Origin of the sequence: Bradyrhizobium sp. 1200_D9_N1_1 (assembly GCF_052075915.1) — a bacterium.
Taxonomy (GTDB): Bacteria; Pseudomonadota; Alphaproteobacteria; order Rhizobiales; family Xanthobacteraceae; genus Bradyrhizobium; species Bradyrhizobium diazoefficiens.
Genome location: NZ_CP197226.1, coordinates 7,772,103 through 7,789,873, shown reverse-complemented (window position 1 = coordinate 7,789,873; position 17,771 = coordinate 7,772,103). Strand labels below are relative to the sequence as shown.

The following is a 17,771-nucleotide window of genomic DNA, read 5'->3' as shown; positions in this document are numbered from 1 at the left end:
TGATCGCGGCGGGCTTTGTCGAGTCCGATCGCCAAACACTTTCGAGCAGCATCACTGACTTCAATCCGGGACCTCTTCACCAGCGGATTAAAAAGCACCACTGTTCGACCGGTTCTCGCTCAGGACTTGTTTGTACTCGGCCATATCTCGGCAGTTTGTTAGATTGGCTACACGCCTAGCCAAATCGTTCTCACTAGCCAGCTGAGACAGCCACAACTTCATCGTTCATCGGTCTGCGACCACGGCATGAGATTTGCTCTGCTGGCTGAAACGCTGCGGAACCGTATTCGCGGCGAGAGGCACAGCAAGGAAGGAAACGACTTGCCAAATCTGCGAGTGGAGACAGTTTATGTCGGCGGCAGTATCTCCAGCAGCATTCTGGTGAATACACAGGCAAGCGGCGGTACCGCCCGAGACGTGGTACATCAAGTTGGTACGCGCCCATCGGCTGCGAAATACCCTCGTACCGATATTTTTACTAGTCGCCGTCGGGCAAATGGCAGGCCTTTTGCGTGTAGCCGATCCCGTAGGACTACTGCCCAGGTTCTCCGCGGCCGACGGTCGGTTGTTTCGACGGAGACCGCAGTCGGCCGCGCGACAGGGAAGGCGCCGTTCCGGAGCAGAACAACGGCCTCCAGCTTTTGGATCAATCAGAATCGGGCAACACCATGATTGTGCGTAGTCTGCACGACATTGAAGCAACCGATCACTTCGTCGATTGGGGCAATAGTACGAGCCACCGCCTTCTGACGGATAAGGACGGCATGGGTTTTAGCATCTGCCACACCATCGTGCGCGCTAACACCGTTTCTCTTCTGCAATACCGGAATCATCTCGAAGCCTGCTTCTGCATCGGTGGAGAGGGCGAGGTCGAGGACATGGACGGCAATGTCTTTCCTATTCGCCGAGGCGACATGTATGTGCTTGACAAGCATGACAAGCATCTCCTGCGCGGGGGACCGGACAAGGACATGATCCTCGTTAGCATCTTCAACCCGCCCCTCACCGGAACCGAGCGCCACAAGCTGGACGACCCGGCAGGCTCCACATATTGAGCGATGCGAAGAAACGCCAATCCAATATGAACTGCCGCTAATTGCGAGAAACATTTACTCGAGCGATCCAGCACTGGCTCGTACCGCACGCGCGGACTTTTTACGAAATGCCCACGCGATGCGGTTAGGTTGAGCTGACAAATTTACTTTGGCATTCCAGGTCCCTTTTTTTCTTGTCCGGAATACCCGGCGGGCGGGGTCTTGTGCGATTGATAGCGCGCTTAGTTGTACGATGTCTGGCGACGCTGTTGGACAGCTGACACAGCACCGCTGTGGCTATCGCATTGATTGCACTCGATTTCACCTTTGGCACGATACATGCGTAATCGTCTAAAGGGCGCCATAGAGGAGAAGTCGTTCGATGAGAACGCTTACCAGAAACGCTGACGCGCTTGAGTAGCAGCTGCGATACCGCCGCCACCATATTTGGTGGTGCGGAACGTTGGCGGAAGATTGAGTGATCCGCTTTGGCGAAGGGTTTCGTCACATCAATGCAGGCCAGCCAAAGCCCGAAAACAGATCCGAACCGATGTGAGCGATTTGCGTGAATCAAGGAAGACGCCGTCCGATCTTGAGCGATGATCAGGTGCAGAGCATATCTGCCGCGGATGAACTGCGGGCGCGTGGGGAGGAGTTTTGGCGACGGCGGCTCGAGCAGTTTAGCAGATTGCATCCGCCTTTCGTGTCATCGTCCGTGGCTGCGGCGCCGTCCCGATGGCAGTCGAGTTCATGGTTTAGCCCAAGCGGTTTGGCTATTTCCCCACAAGATCGCTCGGAATATTTGGTAGCAGCTTGGCTGATCTATCTCGCTCGGATCACGGGGCAACAAGAGTTTCAACTGGGATGGAAGCCTGCATGGGACCGATTGCAAACCGGCTCCAAACTCGTGATGGCCTCCGTCGTGCCGATGGATGTTCGCATTGAGCTTGCTCATGATTTTGAAGAAGTACGCAAAACCGTAGCGGCCGAAGTCGCTCAGCTGAGGGCGCACGCTAGCTTTGCCCGAGATCTTATAGCGCGCTGCCCGACATTGCGAGGAGTGGTGGCGCTACGGGCGCGCCAGCCTTGGCCGATTGGCATTGCAATCACGACAGAGAGCTGTCACGCCGCTGATGCTCTGACGACGAACCACAAAGCTGGGCATGCCTTGTGCGGCGATTTGCTGACCTTTGAGGTTTGCGCTCTGGATGGGAGCTTCCGCTGGCATTTTGATGCCGCTCGATTAGCACCGAAGCAGATCGACCGCATGACGCAGCATTTGCAAACTTTGTTACGCGGCGTGATGGCCGATGCTGGGCAGCCTGTCGGCCGAATAGACATTCTGGCCGCCGACGAACGCACGTATCTACTTGAGGATTTGAATCGGACGGCGGCGCCTTATCCGTTTGAGCTATGTATCCATGAGCTGTTCGAGGCGCAGGTGCAAAAGGCACCGGAAGCGGTGGCGGTGGTCTATGAGAAGGAGAGACTGAGCTATGGCGAGCTCAATGCGCGGGCCAACCGGCTGGCGCATCATTTGATCGAGCTCGGGGTCAAGCCGGACCAGCCGGTGGCGATCTGCCTCGAACGCAGCCTGGCGATGGTAGTTGGTCTCTTGGCGATCCTGAAAGCGGGCGGCGCGTATCTGCCGCTAGATCCGGCTTATCCGTCGGCGCGGCTGCGGCAGATTGTTGGCGATGCAGAACCGAAACTGCTGCTTTGCGATGTCGCCGGTCGAACCGCATTGGGCGCCGAAGCCGTGGCCGATGTGACGGTGGTCGATCTGGAGACGGCGACCCCGACTTGGGGCGAGCGGCCGCCTTCGAACCCGGACCCGGGCGCGCTTGGCCTTTCATCGCGCCATCTCGCCTATGTCATCTATACCTCCGGCTCAACCGGAATCCCCAAGGGCGTGGAAATGTCCCATGGCGCGCTTGTGAATTCGCTTGCGGGGATTGGCACGTCAAAACTGCGCACACTTCAATTCGCGACCCTGAACTTCGATGTGTCCTGTCAGGAATTGTTCATCTGTTGGAAGGACGGCGGAGTGCTTGTGCTCGTGCGGGAAGAGACCCGGAGGCACTTCTCCGACCTGCTGGAATTTATAGAGCGGGAGGCGATAGAGCGGCTTTTCCTCCCGTTCGTGGCATTGAATCATTTTGCGGAAGTCTGGAGCGCGCAGCGCGTGCAGCTGCCCTCTTTAAGAGAGCTTTATACAGCCGGCGAGCGATTGCAGGCCACTCCACTGCTTAGGACGTTCTTCGAAGCACATCCGAACGCGAGATTGATCAATCAATATGGGTCCACGGAAATCAGCGTCATTTCCGAGCACCACCTTGCAGCTGATCCGTCATGTTGGCCCCAGATGCCTCACGTCGGGCGTCCAATCGTCAACACGCGGGTGTACCTGCTGGATGGCCATGGCGCGCCCGTGCCGTTCGGTGCGGTCGGCGAGCTTTACATTGGCGGGGCGGGGGTGGCACGGGGCTACCTGAACCGCCCTGAGCTGACCGCGGAGCGGTTCATCGCCAGTCCCTTTGTCGAGGGCGATCGGCTGTACCGGACCGGCGACCTTGCCCGTTATCTGCCGGACGGCAATCTTGAGTTCCTGGGCCGTAACGACGATCAGGTGAAGATTCGCGGCTACCGCATCGAGCCGGGTGAGATCGTCGCGCGGCTCTGCGAGCACGCCTGGGTGCGCGAGGCGGTGGTGCTGGCGCGCGAGAACGACGCCGGTGACAAGCATCTGATCGCCTATGTGGTCTGCGCGCCCGAAGCCGGCTCGGATGAGGGCGGTGGAGGCGGGCTTGCGGGCGCCTTGCGCGCGCACTTAAGTGCGCGACTGCCGGACTACATGGTCCCGAGTGCGTTCGTGCGGCTGGCCGCGCTTCCGCTGACGGTGAACGGCAAGCTCGATCGGAACGCGCTGCCGGCGCCGGCCGATCAGGCCTATGCGCTGGCGGCCTACCAGTCGCCGCAAGGTGCGGTCGAGACGGCGCTGGCGCAGATCTGGGCCGAGCTCCTTGGTGTCGAGCGCATCGGGCGCAACGACCACTTCTTCGAACTGGGCGGCCACTCGCTCTTGGCCGTGCAGATGTCGAGCCGGCTGTCACAGGCTGTCGGGGTCGAACTGCCACTGTCGACGCTGTTCGCAAGGCCAGTGTTGAGTGACCTGGCGGCAAGCATCGTCGAGCTGTTGAGCTGCTCGGGTCCGCAAGAGCTGCCGTCGATTGCAGCCGTGTCGCGGCATGAGCCGCTTGTGCTGTCGTTTGCGCAGCAGCGGCTATGGTTTTTGGCTCAGCTGAACGAAGGCAGCACCAACTATCACATTCCGCTGGCCTTGCGATTGCGCGGGATGCTCGACCGCAGCGCCTGGCAGCGCAGCCTTAACCGTCTGTTTGCACGTCATGAGGCGCTGCGCAGTGTGTTTGTCGCGACCCAGGGCAAGCCCCGGGTTGAGGTTTTGCCGCCGGACGCGGGTCTGCCAATAGTTGAGCATGATCTGCGGGAGAGATCGGATGCGGAAGCGGCATTTTTGGATCTGTGCCATGAAGAGGGGCGCACGCCATTCGATCTTGCGCGCGGTCCGCTGATCCGCGGTCGGCTGATCCGCACCGCCGACGAGGAACACGTCTTCCTGCTGACCCAGCATCACATCGTCTCGGACGGTTGGTCGATGGGCGTGCTGCTGCGTGAACTTAGCCAGCTCTACCGGGCATTCCAGGCCGGGCAGGACGATCCTCTGCCGCCGCTTGCGATCCAATATCCGGATTACGCCGCCTGGCAACGCCAATGGCTGTCGGGGGAACGGTTGCAGCAGCAGGCGCAGTATTGGCGCAGCGCGCTGGCGGGCACAGCCCGTCTTGTCTTGCCGACGGACCATGCGCGGCCTGCCCAGCAGTCGTTTGCCGCGGCCGCGGTCCCGATCACCGTCGATGCGGATTTGACGCGGGAGCTGAAGCGGCTGAGCCTGCAGCATGGCTCGACGTTGTTCATGACGGTGCTGGCGGCCTGGGCGGCGGTGCTGTCGCGTCTGTCCGGGCAGGACGATCTTGTGATTGGCGTGCCGAGCGCCAATCGGGGGCACCGCGAGATCGAAGAGCTGATCGGCTTCTTCGTCAACACTCTGGCGCTTCGGCTGGACCTGTCGGGCAAGCCGCGCGTGTCGGAGCTTCTGGAGCGGACGCGGCGCACGGTGCTGGCTGCGCAGGAGCATCAGGACCTGCCGTTCGAGCAGGTGGTGGAGATCGTGCAGCCGCCCCGGGCTCTTGATCACACACCGTTGTTCCAGGTGATGCTGGCCTGGGAGAACAATGCGGTTGGGCCATTGGACCTGCCGGGGCTGAGTGTCGAAGCTGCCGGGGAGGAGATTGATCAGGCCAAGTTCGATCTGGAGCTGAGCCTTGGCGAGCATGGCGAGGAGATCGCCGGAACGCTGGGTTATGCCACGGCGCTGTTTGATCAGGCGACGATCGAGCGGCAGCGTGGTTATCTGCTGGCGCTGCTGCGGGCGATGGCAGCCGATGCGCAGCAAGAGGTCCACCGGATTGAGCTGCTCTCGACTGCCGAGCGCACGTATCTGCTGGAGGAGCTGAACCGGACGGCGGCGCCGTATCCTGCGGAGCGGTGCATCCACGAGCTGTTTGAAGTGCAGGTGCACAAGGCGCCGGATGCGGTGGCGGTGGTCTGCGAAGATGAGCGGCTGAGCTACGCCGAGCTCAATGCGCGGGCCAATCGCCTGGCGCATCACTTGATCGCCCTCGGGGTCAGGCCGGACCAGCCGGTTGCGATCTGCGTCGAGCGCAGTCCGATGATGGTGGTGGGGCTTTTGGCGATCCTCAAGGCCGGCGGGTCGTATATGCCGCTGGATCCGGCCTATCCGTCGGCGCGGCTGCATCAGGTGCTCGACGATGCGGCGCCGCCGCTGCTGCTGGCCGATGTGGCCGGCCGTGCCGCCTTCGGCGCGGATGTGCCGGCCAAGGTGAGCGTGGTGGAGCTCGATGCTGCGGCGCCGGCCTGGGCCAGCCTGCCGGAAGCGGATCCTGATCGGCGCGCGCTCAGCCTGACCTCCCGCAATCTCGCCTATGTGATCTACACCTCGGGATCCACCGGCAGGCCAAAAGGGGCACAGAATGAGCATCGGGCTATCGTTAATCGCCTGATCTGGATGCAGGACGCCTATGGTCTGAAACCAACAGACGTCGTGTTGCAGAAGACGCCATTTAGCTTCGATGTCTCGGCCTGGGAGTTCTTTTGGACTTTGCTTGAAGGGGCAACGCTGGTACTGGCGCCGCCCGGTGCGCACAGAGATCCCGATACGTTGGTCGACTTGATCGTCAGCCAGCGCATCACGACGGTTCACTTCGTGCCATCCATGCTGGTCAGCTTTTTGGATGCGAAGAGTGTTGACCGCTGCACATCGCTGCGGCAGGTTTTATGCAGCGGCGAGGCGCTCCCTGCCGCCAGTGTGTATAGGGTTCGGCGCGTATTGCCCTGGACGGCCCTGCACAATCTTTACGGTCCGACTGAAGCCGCGATCGACGTGACATCCTGGAGCTGCCCGGCTGAGTTTGATGAGGCCATCGTCCCGATTGGCCGCCCTATTGCCAACACGCGGGTCTACTTGCTGGATGGTCATGGCGCGCCTGTGCCGTTCGGTGCGGTGGGCGAGCTCTGCATTGGCGGGGCGGGGGTGGCGCGGGGCTACCTGAACCGCCCTGAGCTGACCGCGGAGCGGTTCATCCCCAGTCCCTTTGTCGAGGGCGACCGGCTGTACCGGACCGGCGACCTGGCGCGCTACCTGCCGGACGGCAATCTGGAGTTTTTAGGGCGCAACGACGACCAGGTAAAGATTCGCGGCTTCCGCATCGAACCGGGCGAGATTGCGGCGCGGCTTTGCGAGCATGCCTCCGTGCGCGAGGCGGTGGTGGTGGCGCGCGAGGATGGTGGCGGCGAGCAGCGGCTCGTTGCGTATGTCGTTGCCGCCGGAGCTGAGGAATCTGATCTTGCCGGCGGTTTGCGGGCGCATGTGAGTGCGGGGCTGCCGGACTACATGGTCCCGAGTGCGTTCGTGCGGCTGGCGGCGCTTCCGCTGACGCTGAACGGCAAGCTCGATCGAAAAGCGCTACCGGCCCCGGGCGACGAGGCATATGCGCGGCGGACCTACGCGCCGCCTCAGGGCGAGATGGAGACGGTGCTGGCGCAGATCTGGGCCGAGCTGCTGGGGCTGGAGCGGGTCGGACGGCACGACAACTTCTTCGAACTGGGAGGGCACTCGCTCTTGGCGGTGCAGATGATGGAGCATCTGCGGCGGCGGTCACTGCGCATCGAGGTGCGCACCTTGTTCGTCAAGCCAGTGCTCGCGGATCTGGCCGCACGCCTGGGCCGCCATCACGAGGTGGCAGTCCCGGCCAACCTGATCACCGAGCGGAGCGTGGCGATAACGCCGGAGATGTTGCCGCTGATCGAGCTCGCGCAGGACGAGATCGACCGGATCATCGCCACGGTACCCGGCGGGGTTTGCAACATCCAGGACATTTACGGTCTGTCGCCGCTGCAGGACGGCATCCTGTTCCATCATTTGCTAGCGGCAAAGGGCGATCCATACCTCCTGATGTCGCAGATGGCGTTTGCCGAGCGTGGGCTGCTCGCGCGCTATCTTGCCGCGATCCAGCGGGTGGTAGATCGGCATGACATCCTGCGTACCTCGTTTGTCTGGGAGGGGTTGTCGCGGCCGGTCCAGGTGGTGTGGCGGAAGGCGCGACTGGAGGTGATCGAGGTCCAGCTGGATGGCGCTGATGGCGCTGGCGCTGAGCAGCTCAGGAACCGGTTTGATCCGCGCCGGCACCGCATCGAGCTCGGCCGGGCGCCACTGCTGCGGTTTGTGATTGCGCGCGAGCCCGGCAGCGCGCGCTGGCTGTTGCTGGAGCTGCAGCATCATCTGATCGGGGATCACGCAACCCGGGACGTGATGCATGCTGAAGTCCGGGCCAAGCTGGAGGGGCGCGAGCATGAGCTGACGGCGCCGCAGCCATTCCGCAATCTGGTGGCGCAGGCGCATCTACGCGGTGATGCCAAGGCGGATGAAGCGTTCTTCCGGGAGCTGCTGGCCGGCATCGACGAGCCGACCACGCCCTTCAACTTGAGCGAGGTGCGCGGCGACGGCGGCGGGGTTCGTGAGGCGTATCGGATGCTGCCGCCAGCGCTCCATGCGCGGCTGGCGGAACAGGCGCGGCGGCTGGGCGTGAGTCTGGCGAGCCTGTGCCATCTGGCGTGGGGGCAGGTGGTGGCGCGCAGCAGCGGCCGCGAGCAGGTGGTGTTCGGCACGGTGCTGCTGGGCCGCCTGCAGGGCAGCGCCGGCGCCGACCGCGCCATGGGACTGTTCATCAACACCCTGCCGCTGCGGCTTGATCTTGATGGGACCGCCGTCGAGGCGAGCGTGCGGACCACGCACGCCCGGCTGGCCGAGCTGCTGACACATGAGCATGCCTCGCTGGCGCTGGCGCAGCGCTGCAGCGCTATTGCGGCGTCGGCGCCGCTGTTCAGCACGCTGTTGAACTATCGTCACAACAAGGCGCCGGCTGTGCCCGGCTCCGGGACGGATGATGTCTTGTCGGGTATGGAATGGCTGGGCGGGGAGGAACGCACTAACTATCCGCTGACCCTGTCGGTTGAGGATTTTGGCGAGGCGCTGGGCCTCACTGTGCAGGTGGCGGAGCCAATCTCGGCGGATCGGATCTGCGGCTACATGCAGCGGTCGCTCGAGCAGCTGGCAGAGGCGCTGGAGCATGCCCCGGATACGCCGGTACGCGAGCTCGACATCTTGCCGGCTGAGGAGCGCACCTATCTGCTGGAGGATCTGAACCGGACGGAAGAGGCCTATCCAACAGAGCAGTGCGTCCATGAGCTGTTCGAGGCGCAGGTGCAAAAGGCGCCGGAGGCGGTGGCGCTGGTCTGCGAAAACGAGCGGCTGAGCTATGGCGAGCTCAACGCGCGGGCCAACCGGCTGGCGCATCTTCTGATCGAGCTTGGGGTCAAGCCGGACCAGCCGGTGGCAATCTGCCTCGAACGCAGCCTGATGATGATGGTTGGCATCTTGGCGATCCTGAAGGCGGGCGGTGCCTATCTGCCGCTGGACCCAGCCTATCCCAGCGAGCGGCTGCGTCAGGTTGTCAACGATGCCGCGCCGCGGCTGCTGCTATGCGACGTCGTCGGTCGCGCAGCACTCGGCCCCGAAGTGCTGACCGAGGTGACGGTCATTGATCTGGAGACGGCCACGCCCGCCTGGGCCGAACGGCCGGCTTCGAACCCAGACCGGCACACGCTTGGCCTCACATCCGGCCATCTCGCTTATGTGATCTACACCTCAGGCTCAACCGGAACCCCAAAGGGGGTCATGGTCCAGCATCGGGGGTTGGTCAATCTGCTGTCGGCTCAGGTCGGCCTCTTTGGCGCTTCTTCCAACAGCCGAGTCGTGCAGTTCGCCTCCATCGCTTTTGATGCAAGCGCTTGGGAGCTTCTTATGGCGTTTGGCTCCGGAGCGGCTTTGCACTTGCCTGCGGAAGAGATCCGTCAAGCGAGGAACAAGCTATCGGATTATCTCCGAAGCGAAGCCATCACCCACGCGACACTACCCCCAGCGTTGCTTCAGACGAGCAAGGATCCGGAACGTTTGGCTGCGCAAGTTCTCATTCTTGCCGGAGAGCTGCCTAAGCCTGAACTCATCCGAAGTCTGGCCCCAGCATCAATGGTCAATGCTTATGGCCCGACCGAGGCAACAGTCTGCGCGACGATCTGGACTTGCCCGGCTGATTTCAATGGGTCGGTGGTCCCGATCGGGCGCCCAATTGCCAACACGCGGGTGTACCTGCTGGATGGCCATGGCGCGCCCGTGCCGTTCGGTGCGGTGGGCGAGCTTTACATTGGCGGGGCGGGGGTGGCGCGGGGCTACCTCAACCGCCCTGAGCTGACCGCCGAGCGGTTCATCGCCAGTCCCTTTGTCGAGGGCGATCGGCTGTACCGGACCGGCGACCTTGCCCGTTATCTGCCGGACGGCAATCTTGAGTTCCTGGGCCGCAACGACGATCAGGTGAAGATTCGCGGCTACCGCATCGAGCCGGGTGAGATCGTCGCGCGGCTTTGCGAGCACGCCTGGGTGCGCGAGGCGGTGGTGCTGGCGCGCCAGAACGGCGGCGGCCACAAGCATCTGATCGCCTATGTGGTCTGCGCGCCCGAGGCCGGCTCGGATGAGGGCGGTGGAGGCGCGCTTGCGGGCGCCTTGCGCGCGCACTTAAGTGCGCGACTGCCGGACTACATGGTGCCGAGTGCGTTCGTGCGGCTGGCCGCGCTTCCGCTGACGGTGAACGGCAAGCTCGATCGGAACGCACTGCCGGCGCCGTCCGATCAGGCCTATGCGCTGGCGGCCTACCAGTTACCGCAAGGTGAGGTCGAGACGGCGCTGGCGCAGATCTGGGCCGAGCTCCTTGGTGTCGAGCGCATCGGGCGCAACGACCACTTCTTCGAACTGGGCGGCTACTCGCTCTTGGCCGTGCAGATGCTCGGTCGAGCATCAAATCTTGGGTTGAGTTTTAGCGCCACCGACCTCTTCCGCGCACCTGTTCTGAAGGAACTCGCATCGCAGATTTGTTTGCAAGTGCAGCCCAGTAACTCGGCGGTGATTTCCGTTCGACCGAACGGATCGCAACCACCGCTCTTCTTTGTCCCGTCAGGCTTTGGAGATTGTTCGTATGTCCTCGGTTTGGCGGTGGAAATGGATGCAGACTGCTCAGTCTACGCTCTGCCATGGCCACCTTTCGATGACGTTCGTCCACCGACTTTTGAGGCGATGGCCGCGGAGGTGATTGTTGCGATTAAACAGATCCAGCCACGTGGCCCATACCGCTTTGCTGGATACTCATCAGGTGCAATCCTGGCTTATGCAATTGCCGAGCGATTACTGAGTAGTGATGAAGTTGTGTCGTTCATGGCCTTCATCGATGTCAGTCTACCTGGGGCTTCTTCGAACGCATCACTGAAGAATTTGGCGCGAGAGTTTGTTTTGGATCGTTGTGGAACCTTGCGCGATGAATATCGCGAGGTTTTAGAACGCGACACGGAACAATGTTCCATCTCTGAGTTGCTCGAAAAGGCGCAGCAAACAGGAGCGTTAGCTCCAGATCACGATCTTCACAGTGACGTCTCGATGTATCAAAGGGCCGCGGCATTTCAACGGGCGCTACAATCGTATCGCATTCCGTCGCTCCCAATTGAAATATACCAGTTTTATGCCAGTGAGCCTCTTAGTCGTTGGGTACCGCCTGACAAGCAATCTGGTCGCGATGCAAACCTGCCAAAGCTTGGCTGGGACCTGGTCGTCGATGCGGGGGCCATTCATGCGGTACCTGTTCCAGGCAACCACGCGACAATGGTGAGCAACCCAGAAAACCGCCAAGTTCTCGCTCATGCTATTTCAACGGCCCTAATCGGCACTCTTGAATAGGCTCAAAGAATTTCTCCGAAGGCTCAGGTTCGAAGTTTCGTTTCTAGACTAGCCCCAAATATCCATCCCACAAGACAGACCGGGAGTAGATGTTGCGGGTAATCGTACCCGACGATGTTCCATTCAGCGACGCTGACGACGACACGTGCCCGAATGTGTTGATAGTCCCGTTCGTGGTGGAGGGACCTGAATACGGGCCACTCAAGATCGGTCCAGCATACTGCTGCTGGACCGCAGTGTCACCGACGTTCAGGACTAGCACGCCATCAATGTTGTTGGTCGCAAGCCAGACGAATTTCTGCATGGTGTACGTCCGCATTGGTGGAAACAACACCAACCCATCTTCAGCAACGACGCCGGCTTTCTTCCTTCCTCTGAGATAGTCGACTGAATGCTAGAAACTAGAGCGGGGGCCCGCGACGTAAGCGGCTATCCGATTGACCGGTTCGGAGGGAAGGTCCCGGCCTGCATACCTTTTGTATGGATGTTGTGATGCATCCTGCTAGTGTCGTCGCCGCAACGGCTAAGGCGAGGAGCGCAACCCCCCAGTGAAGAAATCGCTGAACTGAACCAGCCCCGCCCCACAACAACTATCGAGTTATCTTTTTTCGATACTCGTCTATCATTGCTGTCGTAACATCACCCAGTAGCACAGCGGTGCCGCGCCGCCCGGCCGCGAATAGGCGCTTCTGCTGCCGCATGCCCGGCCATTGCGCATCGTGTCATCCGGGCAGGCGCAGGGTCTGCCAGTTGCGTGATATTGTGATCCCGGCTGGCCTTAATCAGGATCGCGGCGATGGCCGCGGCGGTCAGCGCAACTTCGATCTTGCGTTTTGTGTCGGTTTGCTGTGGGGCGGGATCTTGCGGTGTCTTGGGTATTGCGGTGGCGCCACGCGGGCCGGGCGGAGCAGTCTTGGAAGCTTGCGGCTGCGAAGGGCTGCCCGGCACCGCCGTTAGCGCGAGCGGACTTGCTGGGGGGCTGGTTAGCTGCGCTACCATTGCAGGCGCAGAAGTAGAGGGTCGCCCGTCCTGACGGCCGACGGAATAAGCTCCTATGGCTGTAAGGCCCAGAAGCACGATCACAGTCCAGCCCCGCATGAGGACATTCAAGCGAAGCCGGAGCGATCGGGCAAGTTGCAAATTGTAAATCGAAGGCAAGCCCCCGTATTTTCCCGGAAGTGGCCTTGATGGAGGATTAATTGGGCACGGCCCGTCCGGCCAAAAGCGCATGCTTAGACGTTCGTCGTGTTGTTTCGAATGAGCTTCGGGCACGAAAACGTACCGGCGTTTATGCTGTACAAATGAACAGGCGTGCCGACCTTCTGGGTGATTTCGCCTTTGAGACGTTGCGGCGCGCGTGAAACCCGAATGCATTCCATTCGAGATCGAAACGGCGGTCGAGTCTATTGCAATGGTTTGCCGTCGTCACCGGCGTTGGCTCAAGGGCCTGTATGATCCGGCGGTGTTTACCGGCACCGCCCGAAGGTACATCGCAGCGTTCGGGGAATAGCACTCGATAGCTGATTGGTTGCGCCTCGGAGGTGAGATCAATTTTCCTGAAAGTGCGGTAGTTGCTGCGGGCGATCCTAACCGCGACCGAAGCTTTTCACGCCGTCCGCATGTTAGCTTTGCAGGTCAAGGCTCGCGAGCCGCTGCCGGTCCAGAATCACGATCTCGCGTTGGGTATTGCCGATGAAATCGAGGACACCATCAGTGTGCAATTGCGACACTGCACGCGAAACGGTTTCGACGGTCAAACCAAGGTAATCGGCGATGTCGCGCCGAGACATTGGGAGCGAGATCACGTCAGCAGCCGTGAGTCGTTCATCCATCTCGTGCAAGAACGCGGCAACGCGCTCCAGAGCAGTTTTACGTCCGAGCAGCAGCATATGGTCTTCGGCGTGTTGCAAGTTATTCGTCGTCAAGCTGAGCAAGGTGCGCCAGACAACCGCGTCATTCTCGGCGACCGTCTCAAGGTGTTGCCGCCTGATCAGGCGAACAGCGGTTTGGATGATCGCTTCCGCCCTAAATCGGTGGACTCCGCCGTTCTCGAGTCCAAAAATATCACCCGGCAAATGAAATGCGCCAATCTGGCGCCGCCCATCGGAGAGTAATTTGCAGGTCCGTACCGCGCCTTTCCTGACCTGGTAGACGTACTCGGCTGGCTCACTCTCGATGTAGATGGTTTTACCTTTCTTGTAAGTGAATTCACTCAAGCTGACGATCGGATTCGAGCCGCTCGATATGCCGAGCTCACTGAGCGAATTGATTAGGGATCTATGGTCTGTGGTGATGCTCACGAACATGGTTCGACACTCCTGAACCAGAATATACGAAGGGGAGCCTCGCGAATTGATCCGGCGCAATCTATGGATGTCATTGTAACAAGCGGCCATGAAGAGGAGAAGTCGTGTCATTGTGACGCAGTGCGCGCGCAGCAGTTGAGGTGACGCAATGTGTTGTCATCCGGTCGAGGGGGGCCCCGCAACGCGCGTCGGAGCGAACGAAGCGATCATGGATTGAGTGCCATACGAGTGTTCTGCTGCGCGAAGGCGACAAGTCGCGCTTAAAAGATGCGTTTCACTGCGGAGTATCTTTGAAAGGCGGCTTCGGATCGCGAGCGAGTGTGTCCAAGACCAAGGACGGGTGCGGATAATCGGCTCCGGCCCTCTTAAGCCCACCCTGATATCCAACGTCTGCTCAAGAGCCCCCGTCGAGGCTCTGCCACGGGTGATTGTCTCGCTGACGATGGTCCAACTGGACCCGACACCGGCAATTGACTAAGATCAAACCTCTAATACGGATGCTCTATCCTTCAGCGAATTAAGGAGGCAAGAGATCTCATGCCTTACCTTCTCGCTACCGGAATCCTAGCACTTCCTATCCTCGTCAGCTTTGGATCAGATTTGACCGCTGCTTCACGGGTTCATTCGTACACCCCACCGGCTCGCCAAGACGTTTATTGCCTGCAGGGCCGAGCCTGGGGATATCCGGGCAACTGCCAGTTCTCGACCTACAGTCAGTGCATGGCTACCGCATCCGGCACCTACGCTTATTGCGGTATCAATCCGATGTACGCCTTCGAGCGACAGGGAAGGCAATTGCGCTGAGGCGAACGTCGTCAGGTCAGCCAAGCAGCGTTGGATGATGGACGGACCGTTCAGACTCGTGTCGCGGTTCGCTCGACCCCAGCCGCTGAATCGGCTGATTGGTCCGTTCGTTCGACTGCGCCCGGTGCCATCCTTGCATCTGGACGGCGATATCCGCTCCTGGGGCGGGGCGACACTATTCGAAACGGATCTTCTGGCTCAGATCTCTCGGAAGATAGCAGAAGGCCCGCGCTCTTCCCAGTACTGTCTCAATCTGTCTCAGAGTTCAGCGCGGCGTGCAGCCGAGCCTTCTCCAACCGAGACCTGAGTCCATTCAAACAGGCGGCCAGTTTGGCGAACTCCTGAATGCTGACATAATCAAAGACGAACTGCTCAACCTCTTTCTGCTGCTCGTAAGGATCTTGCGAGCGATGCCCGTGAGCGACAAAAGGACGTACCTGGCATCATTCATGTCGGATTTCCGGCGCACGAACTGCTTACCTCAAGCTCCCTCGATTGCTTGGTGATGAAACCCGACTCGACTCTCATCAGCTTCGCGACAGCATTGACGGGAACACCATCTTCTTCCAGCTCCGTCAGAGCCATCAAGATCATCATTTGCGGACCAGTAATGCCAAGCGCATTCGCGTGGTAGGACCGAAGATCGCAAGACATACGTCGATTGATCTGATCTACCATGTAAAGCGCCTGAGTAGATCCTGACTGACGCGCGGCGCCTTCCGGGAGCGTGTTGCCAATGCAGGCAGCTTGGGTGGCATCTGATCTCAGGAGCTCCAGCCTCAAAATATTGCTTGCTGGCTGGCTGGCTTCAGCAAAGAGGACCGGTCCTCGCTGATCACTTTGACGCGCCCAAAGCGCCCCGATCAATCAGTCGCCACAGCTAGACCATTCGTTCCGGTTCGATTTATGAGGATATTGCCCCCTCCCCAGTGGCGATCACCATAGCTTCAACCCAAGATCGAGGCCATCAAAAGTACGCCTAGCGACGTTGATGGACAGGATCGGAGAGGTCGTCGACGGGCAGTGGCGGAAATTCGCCATTTATAGGCCCGTCAGGAAACCCTTGCAAAATTATAGCAGTAGTGCTATAAGAGAAGGGCGAATGACCACACAGAAGCCCGTAGTTTGGATCGGATCGTCAAAGGACGATCTACGAGCTTTCCCGGACGAGGTTCGCCGCGTCATGGGGTTTGCGATCAATGATGCACAAAACGGCGACGAGCATCCTCGTGCCAAGGCCTTAAAGGGCTTTGGTGGCCGGAGTGTACTGGAGGTCATCGACGATGAAGATGGCGATACGTTCCGTGCCGTCTACACCGTACGCTTCGCTGGCGTTATCTATGTCCTTCATGCCTTCCAAAAGAAGTCGAAGAAGGGGATTGAGACTCCGAAGCACGACATCTTGGTAATTCAGGCCCGGTTGAAGGCAGCCGAGGCTCATTACCAAGAGAACTACGGAAAAGGAGGCAAGAAATGAGTAAGGCAATTAAAGCAACCGCAGGCAGCGATAATATTTTCGCTGACCTTGGCTTTGCCAATCCTGAGGAAGAACTCCTCAAAGCCAAACTTATTCGTGAGCTTCGTGCGATCATCAAACGTCGCAAGTTGACTCAGACAAAGGCTGCCGAACTGCTAGGCCTTAAACAGCCTGATGTATCTGCCCTAGTGACCGGCCGCGTAGGGAAGTTCTCGATCGACAGGATTGTTCGATGCCTAGATCGGCTTAATTATCGTGTGGACGTCGTTATCCGTCATAAGCCCGTTCGTCGCGCATCCTCGCGAGCTGCGGCCTAAGAGTGGGAATGGATGGATATTGACGAACTTCGGGATGCTGAAATCCAGCTACATGGTTTGACCAAGGCCGACGGCGTCTATACGTTTTATCACGATGAGACCAACAATATCCGCAAGTTGTATATTGACGATGGACGTTTGAACGTTGCTGAGCTGAAGGTATTCGTCCTCGGCGGCATTGTGCATGAAGGAGCACCGCGACCGATTGAGATTCAATCGCTTCGAGAAGCGATGCGTATCCAGAAGACGGCTCCGGAAATCAAACTGGAGCATGTCGCCAAGGGTAACTTTCTTGACGTTCTTCGCTCCCGAAAGCTGACCACGTTCCTTCGATGGCTTATCGATAACGGGTTGATGATCCACTATCACGAGCTGGATCCATTCTACTGGTCAGTTGCAGATATCATCGATTCGATCGTGCCTGAACTTGGCAATCCGATGCTCTTGCAATACCACGTCTTGCTGAAAAGCGACCTCGTCGCAGTGCTGCGCTGCGAACTGGCCGCAACCATCCAGCTATTTCACGATTTCGGCTATCCGGGGTTATCACCCGAGGGGCGGAGACCCTTCCTCGACAGGCTCATTGAGATTCTCGAACGTAACAGTGATGTCCTCCGGCATTTCAATGCAATGATGTTGAAAGGTGTACTGCAGGCCGGACGGGCGCTGGAGAGTCTGGAGTTCATTGAAGGTTATTACCCGAACCTGCTCATCGATGAGTTCAGTACCTTTTACCAGGGACGTATCGCGATCTTCAAGAATTCGACCCACATCTTCGACATGGAGAAGGTCATCCACGACCGCCTGCTGGAAACACCTCTGACCAGCCAGGGGAAACCGGTTGCGAACTTCCGATTTGCGGATTCCAAAGCCGAGCTAGGGCTTCAGATCTCAGACGTTATTGTGGGCGTCTTAGGAAAGATGCACACCTACTTTACGAACACGGGTCATGAGGACGTCGCTGCGGATCGAGAGGCTCTGGCCGGGACGAGCCTGGAGAACGCAAAACTCTTGTCGGACCTCATCTCAGCTTCGCATGCAGCCAATGTCACGTTCCTTCATCATGTCGCCAGTGTGCACGACATAGATAAGCTTGATCTGTTTCTTCGCTTTCCAGATGGGGCTCACGTTGCATGAACGAGGCGATCAATAATCGGCATTCGCGAGGGTGGGATACTTCGAACTTCTCAGCTGAACGTCGGGAGTATTTAGATGGTGATCTTGCCTTTGAAGCAATTGCAAGATCTATAGCGTCAGAGCTGGCCCCGGTTGTTTGGACAGCGCCGCGCTGGATTTAAGTGGATTCCTGCCGGGTTATGCTGAACGCGGGGCTTT

At 59.6% G+C, this 17,771-nt stretch carries 9 protein-coding genes; 6 read left to right on the top strand and 3 right to left on the bottom strand.

Annotated elements, in window-relative coordinates; genetic code table 11:
• Positions 1-668 precede the first annotated feature (668 nt).
• Positions 669-1,055, top strand: a complete 387-nt coding sequence (locus AB5K84_RS37000; RefSeq protein ID WP_011084901.1) for an ectoine synthase — start codon at positions 669-671, stop codon at positions 1,053-1,055.
• A gap of 124 nt (positions 1,056-1,179) precedes the next feature.
• Here AB5K84_RS37000 and AB5K84_RS36995 read toward each other — a convergent pair whose 3' ends face one another.
• Positions 1,180-1,728 (bottom strand): hypothetical protein, encoded by a 549-nt coding sequence (locus tag AB5K84_RS36995; RefSeq protein WP_182869657.1) that lies wholly within the window; start codon positions 1,726-1,728, stop codon positions 1,180-1,182.
• A 216-nt stretch (positions 1,729-1,944) separates the two neighbouring features.
• On the opposite strand from AB5K84_RS36995, the gene AB5K84_RS36990 reads away from it, so the two are divergent.
• A complete protein-coding gene (locus AB5K84_RS36990) occupies positions 1,945-11,532 on the top strand; it encodes a non-ribosomal peptide synthetase (RefSeq protein ID WP_232707714.1) in 9,588 nt (3,195 codons plus the stop codon).
• Positions 11,533-13,154: 1,622 nt separating this feature from the next.
• On the opposite strand, the gene AB5K84_RS36985 is transcribed toward AB5K84_RS36990, so the two are convergent.
• Complete coding sequence (locus AB5K84_RS36985; RefSeq protein WP_026312933.1) at positions 13,155-13,838, bottom strand: helix-turn-helix domain-containing protein; 684 nt, start codon at positions 13,836-13,838, stop codon at positions 13,155-13,157.
• Between the two features lie 537 nt (positions 13,839-14,375).
• On the opposite strand from AB5K84_RS36985, the gene AB5K84_RS36980 reads away from it, so the two are divergent.
• Positions 14,376-14,642: a DUF3551 domain-containing protein gene (locus AB5K84_RS36980; RefSeq protein ID WP_018648598.1), complete on the top strand. Its 267-nt coding sequence runs from the start codon at positions 14,376-14,378 to the stop codon at positions 14,640-14,642.
• A gap of 447 nt (positions 14,643-15,089) precedes the next feature.
• On the opposite strand, the gene AB5K84_RS36975 is transcribed toward AB5K84_RS36980, so the two are convergent.
• The gene (locus AB5K84_RS36975; protein WP_223153697.1) at positions 15,090-15,509 is read right to left on the bottom strand and encodes a hypothetical protein; all 420 of its coding nucleotides are present in this window, start codon (positions 15,507-15,509) and stop codon (positions 15,090-15,092) included.
• A 235-nt stretch (positions 15,510-15,744) separates the two neighbouring features.
• On the opposite strand from AB5K84_RS36975, the gene AB5K84_RS36970 reads away from it, so the two are divergent.
• Genes AB5K84_RS36970 through AB5K84_RS36960 form a run of 3 tightly spaced genes read left to right on the top strand, consistent with a single transcriptional unit; the run spans position 15,745 to position 17,573 of the window.
• A complete protein-coding gene (locus tag AB5K84_RS36970; RefSeq protein ID WP_014497752.1) occupies positions 15,745-16,119 on the top strand; it encodes a type II toxin-antitoxin system RelE/ParE family toxin in 375 nt (124 codons plus the stop codon).
• Positions 16,116-16,436 carry a helix-turn-helix domain-containing protein gene (locus AB5K84_RS36965; RefSeq protein ID WP_011084909.1) on the top strand — a complete coding sequence of 107 codons (321 nt, stop codon included), beginning with the start codon at positions 16,116-16,118 and terminating at the stop codon, positions 16,434-16,436. The genes AB5K84_RS36970 and AB5K84_RS36965 overlap by 4 nt, the downstream gene beginning before the upstream one ends.
• Before the next feature lie 12 nt (positions 16,437-16,448).
• On the top strand, positions 16,449-17,573 hold the full coding sequence (locus tag AB5K84_RS36960) for a DUF3800 domain-containing protein (protein ID WP_011084910.1): 1,125 nt from the start codon (positions 16,449-16,451) through the stop codon (positions 17,571-17,573).
• Positions 17,574-17,771: the final 198 nt, after the last annotated feature.

What these genes read in the sequence shown, in the direction of transcription:
- AB5K84_RS37000 (WP_011084901.1), top strand. Translation starts at nt 669, where the DNA reads ATGATTGTGCGTAGTCTGCACGACATTGAAGCAACCGATCACTTCGTC.
- AB5K84_RS36995 (WP_182869657.1), bottom strand. Translation starts at nt 1,728, where the DNA reads ATGCAATCTGCTAAACTGCTCGAGCCGCCGTCGCCAAAACTCCTCCCC.
- AB5K84_RS36990 (WP_232707714.1), top strand. Translation starts at nt 1,945, where the DNA reads ATGGCCTCCGTCGTGCCGATGGATGTTCGCATTGAGCTTGCTCATGAT.
- AB5K84_RS36985 (WP_026312933.1), bottom strand. Translation starts at nt 13,838, where the DNA reads ATGTTCGTGAGCATCACCACAGACCATAGATCCCTAATCAATTCGCTC.
- AB5K84_RS36980 (WP_018648598.1), top strand. Translation starts at nt 14,376, where the DNA reads ATGCCTTACCTTCTCGCTACCGGAATCCTAGCACTTCCTATCCTCGTC.
- AB5K84_RS36970 (WP_014497752.1), top strand. Translation starts at nt 15,745, where the DNA reads ATGACCACACAGAAGCCCGTAGTTTGGATCGGATCGTCAAAGGACGAT.
- AB5K84_RS36965 (WP_011084909.1), top strand. Translation starts at nt 16,116, where the DNA reads ATGAGTAAGGCAATTAAAGCAACCGCAGGCAGCGATAATATTTTCGCT.
- AB5K84_RS36960 (WP_011084910.1), top strand. Translation starts at nt 16,449, where the DNA reads ATGGATATTGACGAACTTCGGGATGCTGAAATCCAGCTACATGGTTTG.